Here is a 6,705-nt window from a genome sequence, read left to right on the forward strand (position 1 = left end):
CGTCACGCCCTTTGCAAGCTCGGGGTCATCCTTGACCGAGGCTGCCCGTTCCGGCTCGGACTGTCCACGGGCCGTTCGGCATATTTGCGAGGAATACTGACCGTTCAATCAAAAGTTTAGGCTCTGCGCGGGTAGACCAGCCATGTCGCGGATGGGCTGGCAGGTGCCCGGCGACTGCGTTAGCAGAGGCAAAACGGCGCGGAGTCATGTGATGGAACAGCAGGAACGGTATGATGTGGTGATCATCGGCGGTGCGGTCATGGGGGCCTCGGCGGCCTTCTGGCTGACGAGGATGCAGCCCGGTCTGCGGGTTCTGGTCGCCGAACGCGACACCAGCTTTGCCCAGGCATCGACCGCGCTTTCGGTCGCTTCGGTCCGCCAGCAATTCACTACGGCGGTAAATGTGGAAATCTCGCGCTTCGGCGTGGGGTTCATCCGTGATTTCCGCGAAAGCCTGGGGGTCGAGGCGGGCGTTGGCTCGCTGGGTCTGCGGGAAAACGGCTATCTGTTCCTCAGCCACAGCGCCGAGGGTCGCACCATTCTTGAGGAAGTGGCCGCGATGCAGCGTGCGCATGGCGCCGCGACCGAGGTGCTGGCACCCGAAGCTGTGCAGACGCGGTTTCCATGGATGCAGGTGGAAGACATCACCGCAGGCTCCTTCGGCAGCCGGGACGAGGGGTGGTTTGACAATATGGGCCTGCTCGCGGGGTTTCGCGCGGCGGCCAAGGCGCAGGGGGCGGAGTTCGTGACCGACCGTGCCACCGGGCTGACGGTGGAAGGCGGAAGGGTGACGGCTGTGACGCTGGAAAAGCGCGGCACCATCGCCTGTGCCGCCGCGATCAATGCCGCCGGCACCCGCGCGGCCGAGGTCTGTCGCTGGGCGGGCCTTGATCTGGCGGTGGAGCCGCGCAAGCGCACGGTCTTCGTGATCGACGCGCCGAATGCCCGCCACCCCGACGCGCCGCTGCTGGTGGATGCCGGCTACTATCTGCGCCCCGAGCATGAACACTGGATCACCGCCACCGTGCCGCAGGACGATGGCCCTTGTGACCCGGATGATTTCGACCCTGACCTGCACCTGTTCGAGGATGTGATCTGGGAACAACTTTACAACCGTGCGCCGGGGTTCGACGCGGTGAAGGTGGTGCGCCATTGGGTCGGGCATTACGCCTATAACACGCTGGATCAGAACGCGATTCTCGGGCCGCACCCGGAACTGCCGAACCTCTTCCTGATGAACGGTTTTTCCGGTCACGGACTGCAACAATCGCCCGCCGTCGGGCGCGGCATCGCCGAACATCTGCTGACCGGCGGCTGGCAGACCATCGACCTCAGCGACCTGTCGGTCGCGCGGATGCTGGAAAACCGCCCGTTCCGCGAACGCGCGGTGGTCTGATCAGCGCGCCGCCTTCGCTGTTTCCACCCGCGCCGCCGCGCGGGTTTCGGCGGTGAGGGCGGGCGCCAGCGCCACCATCGCGTCATACTGCGTCAGGAAGACCCGGCCGCTGAGCTCGTGCAGGAAATGGCTGCGCGACAGGCGATCCATGACCGGGCCTTTCACCTCGGACAGGTGCAGCGTCACGCCGCCGTCGCGCAGGCGGGCGTTCAGCGCCTCCAGCGTTTCCAGCGCCGAACTGTCGATCACATTCACCGCATTGCAGATCAGCACGATATGGCGCAGGCCGGGGTTATCGGCGATTTCGGCCAAAAGGCGATCTTCCAGAAAGCGCGCATTCGGGAAGTAAAGGCTTTCGTCGATGCGGATCGACAGCACATCGGTCGCCGTCACCACATTATGCCGGTCGATATTGCGGAAATGCTCGGTCCCCGGCACCTGACCCACCACCGCGACATGCGGGCGCGATGACCGCCACAGATGCAGCCCCAGGGACAGCGCCACGCCGGCGCTGATGCCGGTTTCCACGCCCAGAACCAACGTGACCAGAATGGTCGCCAGCATGGCCGCGAAATCGGCGCGGCTGTAACGCAGGGTCCGGGGCAGGGCGCCCAGATCGACGAGGCTCAGCACCGCGACGATGATGGTCGCCGACAGCGTGGCCTTCGGCAGATCGGCCAGCAGCGGCGTCAGGAACAGCGTGGCGGCAGCCATGCCCACGGCGGTGAAGGCGCCCGCCGCCGGGGTTTCGGCGCCCGCATCGAAATTGACGACCGAGCGCGCGAAACCACCCGTCACCGGAAAGCCCCCCGAAACGGCGGCGCCGACATTGGCGGCGCCAAGGGCGATCAGTTCCTGATCCGGGTCGATGCGCTGGCGGCGCTTGGCGGCCAGCGTCTGCGCGACCGAGATCGTCTCGACATAGCCCACCAGTGCGATCAGCAACGCGGGCACCGCGATCTGCGACCAGAGCACCGGGTCGAACGGGGGCAGGGTAGGCACGGGCAGGCCGCGCGGAATGTCGCCCACCACCGGCAGGTTCAACCCGAACAACTTCACCGCGAGGATGGTCAGCGCCACCGCCAGAATGGGTGCCGCGCGGGACAGCGCGCCCGCCAGCCTTGCACCAAGGTTGAAGCGCGCGATCAGCAAAGGCTTCAGCCGCGTGCGGCTCCAGAACAGGAAGGCGATGACCGCGACGCCGATCACGATGGCGGCGGGTTTGGTGTCGCCCAGTTTTGCCCACAACGAGGCCAGCAGATGCGGCAGCGTTTCACCCCGTGCCGAAACGCCAAGGATCTGCGGTAGTTGCCCGGCGGCGATCAGGATGCCCGAGGCGGTGATGAAGCCGGAAATCACCGGATGGCTGATGAAATTCGCCAGAAACCCCAGCCGCAGCACGCCCATCGCCAAGAGCATGAGGCCGGAAATCATCGCCAGCGCCACCGCCGCGCCAAGATATTCCGGCGTGCCTTGTGCCGCCAGCGGCGCCACCGCCGCCGCCGTCATCAGGCTCGCAACAGCCACCGGGCCAACCGCCAGCGTCCGCGAGGTGCCAAACAGCGCGTAAAGCACCAGTGGCGCGATCGAGGCGTAAAGCCCGACCTCGGGCGGCAACCCGGCCAGCAACGCATAGGCCAGCGATTGCGGGATCAGCATGATCGTCACGATCACCGCCGCCAGCAGGTCATTGCCCAGCGTCTCGGCGTTGTAGCGCGATCCCCAGTCGAGGATCGGCAGATAGCGGCGTGGATTCAGGCGCATCGCGGACTCCGTCATGCCGGAACGGCAGATCAGGCCGGAATAGCCCCGGAAAAATCACATTGCAAGTATTGAATATGTATCAGACCTGCCGGGCAGCCTCTGCCGCGGCACGGATGGCCTGGATATTCGCGCCATAGGGCGCCGGATTGGCAACAGAGCCACCCTTGAACACGCCCGAACCGGCGACCAGCACATCGGCCCCGGCAGCCGCCACCAGAGGCGCGGTTTCCGGCGTCACACCGCCGTCGATTTCAATATGGATTGGCCGGTCGCCGATCATGGCGCGCAGGGCGCGGACCTTGTCGACCTGGCTGTGAATGAACTTCTGGCCACCAAAGCCGGGGTTGACCGTCATCACGCAGACCAGATCCACCATGTCGAGCAAATACGGCAGGCTGTCGAGCCCGGTCGCAGGGTTCAGCGCCAGACCCGCCTTGATGCCATGCGCGCGGATCGCCTGAAGCGTGCGGTGGATATGCGGCCCGGCCTCAAGATGCGCGGTCAGCACGTCGGCACCGGCCTGGGCGAAAGCGTCGATGTAGGGATCGACCGGCGCAATCATCAGATGCACGTCCATCACGCCCTTGATGTGCTTGCGGATCGCCGCACAAGTGGCTGGCCCAAAAGTCAGATTCGGAACGAAGTGGCCGTCCATCACATCGACATGCACCCAGTCGCAGCCTTGCGCCTCGATGGCTTCGCATTCGGCACCGAAATTGGCGAAATCGGCGGAAAGGATCGACGGGGCGATCTTGATGGCGCGGGAGAAGGTCATGGGTGCGGTCCTCGTGGCTGCTGATCGTTCTTTGGCGCCCGGCGGGCCGGAATGCAAGGGTTACGGGGTTTCAGGTATCTGAATGCGGATTATTATTACATAATCATCATTATCAGATTTAAATAACCTGACCCGCCGCCCAGCCCGATGACCACGCCCATTGGAAATTGTAGCCGCCCAGCCAGCCGGTCACATCCACAACCTCGCCAATGAAATAAAGCCCCGGCACAGCCTTCGCCTCCATCGTGCGGGCATCCAGCATCTCGGTGCTGACACCGCCCAGCGTCACCTCGGCGGTTCGATAGCCTTCACTGCCGACCGGCGTGATCTGGTGCGCATGGACCAGTGCAGCCAAATGATCCAACGCAGCATTCGACTGATCGGCCAGATTGCCGGTCAGGCCCGAAGCTTCCTCCAGATACCGCGCGAGCTTTTCCGGCACCACGCGCGCCAGCGCCGTGCGCAGCGCAATGCGCCCGCCGCTTTGCCGCTGGGCGCGTAGCACCGCACCGGCATCCTGACCGCCTGCGAGGTCCAGCGTGATTGCATCGCCTTCACGCCAATAGGAACTGATCTGGAGGATCGCAGGCCCCGACAGCCCGCGATGCGTGAACAGCACCGCCTCGTCGAACCGCGTGCGGCCATGGCTGGCACTGCCGGTCACCGCCGTGCCGGACAGCGGCTTCGTTCGTTCCAGCTCCTGCGCGGCCAAGGTCAGCGGCACCAGCGCCGGGCGTGTCTCCTCCAACTCAAGGCCAAAGCTCTCGGCGATGCGATAGCCATAGCTGGTCGCGCCCATCTTCGGGATCGACTTGCCGCCCGTCGCCACCACCACGCTTTGCGCCATCACCGGGCCGCGCGCGGTCTCCACGCGAAAGCCCTGCCCGTCCCGCGTCACCGCGCCCAGCTCGGTCCCGAGCCAGAGCATGCCGCCCGCCTGCGCCAGATCCGCCGTCAGCAGCGCCACGATCTGCGTGGCCGGGCCATCGCAGAACAATTGCCCCAGCGTCTTTTCATGCCAGGCGATTCCTGCCGCATCCAGCCGTGCGATGAAATCCCATTGCGTATAGCGTTTCAGCGCTGAAAGCGCGAAGCGCGGGTTTCTCGACAGAAAGCGTTCAGCCCGGATGTCGAGATTGGTAAAGTTGCAGCGTCCGCCGCCCGAGATGCGAATCTTCTCGCCCGCAGCCTTCGCATGATCCACCACCAGCACGCGACGGCCCCGCCGTGCCGCCTCGATCCCGGCAAAAAGCCCTGCCGCCCCGGCCCCAAGAATGATTGCATCCACTTCGGTCATGCAGGCGGCTTAGCACAGGTCGGAAAGCCTGCAAAAGCCTCTTGCGCCCTCCGCGAAGCTTGGCTAAACACCGCCGCACGGTTGGGGTGTCGCCAAGTGGTAAGGCAGCGGTTTTTGGTACCGCCATACCTAGGTTCGAATCCTAGCACCCCAGCCAAGTCCTGCCATGATATCGTCCCCTTGCCCGTCAAAGTGTAAACTTTGCCCCGGAAGGCATTAATATTTCACAAAAATTTCGAAATTCTCGTCAGCCCCTCTTGTCAGGGCGCGCAGCTTTGACTAAACACCGCCGCACGGTTGGGGTGTCGCCAAGTGGTAAGGCAGCGGTTTTTGGTACCGCCATACCTAGGTTCGAATCCTAGCACCCCAGCCAATCACTCGCATAGCTCGTGATTTGAATCTTTCCAGACAGTTACCTTCTACCTTGCGTTGAAGAATGCCCCAAGACCTGCCCCAGTACTCTGACCCGGGAATAGGTATAACTAATGGAATTTAAAGGATTCTTGGGTATATGAGTAGTTAGATCAGTATGCTTCTCAAGAAGAAGAACTACTGAACTACCTCCCTTCTCGAGTATGTTTGATCAACTTTCCCTTCTTCTCCTCCCAGTTCCTCATTCTCTGAAAATAACCGCTAACCCTTTCCGTCTCACGTCAAGCCTCGAAGTCTTGCAGAACATAGATCGGGGCATCCCACTCATCCAACCCCAGTCTATAACCCTCTACGGGCAAAGCCTGACCTGCCACCTGTCTTGATGCTTTCGCCATGACGTCTTTCAGCATACCCACCTTTCGGTAGTCTATGATGAAGCTGTCATGCACCGACAGCACCGGGATACCCAGTTTGGTAAAGTGGCGCAGGACCAGTTCCGCTATCTGCGCATCGAGGTTCATCAACCCGATACCTTGATCGGTGCAAATTGCCCACTCCAGATGAGGGTGCTTCTCGATGAACCGGAATAGCAGCGTTTCCAACACCTTATTGGACAGTCTTTTCGCCAAGTGACCCTTTGGGAAACCCTCCCTGAATGACGCGAAGGCCGCATTCCGGGTTTTGGCATTCAGGGCGGTCAGCACCAGTTTTTTGATGATAACCCGCTGCAAGGCATCCGGGACACCGGGGATCCGCCGCATTGGTCTTGAGGCTCCGCACCTCATTCGGCCTGATCCAGGCAAACCAGCCCAGATTGTCCTTCCAGACCAGATCCTCCCTGACCAGTCCCACAGCTTCTCCCGCCCGCATCCCGGTCAACAGGCAGGTGGTCAGGACAGCGCCAATCTTCCCGTCCTCCACTGCGGTCAGCCTGTGCACCTCGTCATCGGTCAAGGCGGCATAGCTTCGGGGTTTGAACCGCCCCGGGTTTGCCGGAGGCTGATTTTGGTTAGTTACGCGGCGATGTCTTCAGTTTCCAGAGCGGCGTAGAAGTTTGCCTCTGCTTCTGCCGGAGGGACGTTCCCGATCGGCTCGAGCAGG

General features: G+C 62.8%; 5 protein-coding genes and 2 tRNA genes. 3 read left to right on the plus strand and 4 right to left on the minus strand.

Features of this window, described 5'->3' with window-relative positions:
- Positions 1–211 precede the first annotated feature (211 nt).
- Positions 212–1,396, plus strand: a complete 1,185-nt coding sequence (locus D2N39_RS14090) for an NAD(P)/FAD-dependent oxidoreductase (RefSeq protein ID WP_119135401.1) — start codon at positions 212–214, stop codon at positions 1,394–1,396.
- On the opposite strand, the gene D2N39_RS14095 is transcribed toward D2N39_RS14090, so the two are convergent.
- From D2N39_RS14095 to D2N39_RS14105, 3 genes are all read right to left on the minus strand, one after another.
- Positions 1,397–3,160: a SulP family inorganic anion transporter gene (locus tag D2N39_RS14095; protein WP_233557167.1), complete on the minus strand. Its 1,764-nt coding sequence runs from the start codon at positions 3,158–3,160 to the stop codon at positions 1,397–1,399.
- A gap of 79 nt (positions 3,161–3,239) precedes the next feature.
- Positions 3,240–3,935 (minus strand): ribulose-phosphate 3-epimerase, encoded by a 696-nt coding sequence (gene rpe / locus D2N39_RS14100; protein ID WP_119135402.1) that lies wholly within the window; start codon positions 3,933–3,935, stop codon positions 3,240–3,242.
- Between the two features lie 118 nt (positions 3,936–4,053).
- A complete protein-coding gene (locus tag D2N39_RS14105) occupies positions 4,054–5,232 on the minus strand; it encodes a BaiN/RdsA family NAD(P)/FAD-dependent oxidoreductase (protein ID WP_119135403.1) in 1,179 nt (392 codons plus the stop codon).
- An 82-nt stretch (positions 5,233–5,314) separates the two neighbouring features.
- Here D2N39_RS14105 and D2N39_RS14110 point away from each other — a divergent pair.
- Together D2N39_RS14110 and D2N39_RS14115 are read left to right on the plus strand one after the other, a co-directional pair.
- Positions 5,315–5,389: transfer RNA gene (locus tag D2N39_RS14110), tRNA-Gln, on the plus strand.
- Positions 5,390–5,530: 141 nt separating this feature from the next.
- Positions 5,531–5,605, plus strand: a tRNA-Gln gene (locus D2N39_RS14115).
- Positions 5,606–5,885: 280 nt separating this feature from the next.
- Here the strand turns inward: D2N39_RS14115 and D2N39_RS14120 are convergent.
- Positions 5,886–6,365: a hypothetical protein gene (locus D2N39_RS14120; RefSeq protein ID WP_119135404.1), complete on the minus strand. Its 480-nt coding sequence runs from the start codon at positions 6,363–6,365 to the stop codon at positions 5,886–5,888.
- Positions 6,366–6,705 lie beyond the last annotated feature (340 nt).

The organism is Gemmobacter lutimaris, from assembly GCF_003570715.1.
GTDB lineage: Bacteria > Pseudomonadota > Alphaproteobacteria > Rhodobacterales > Rhodobacteraceae > Gemmobacter > Gemmobacter lutimaris.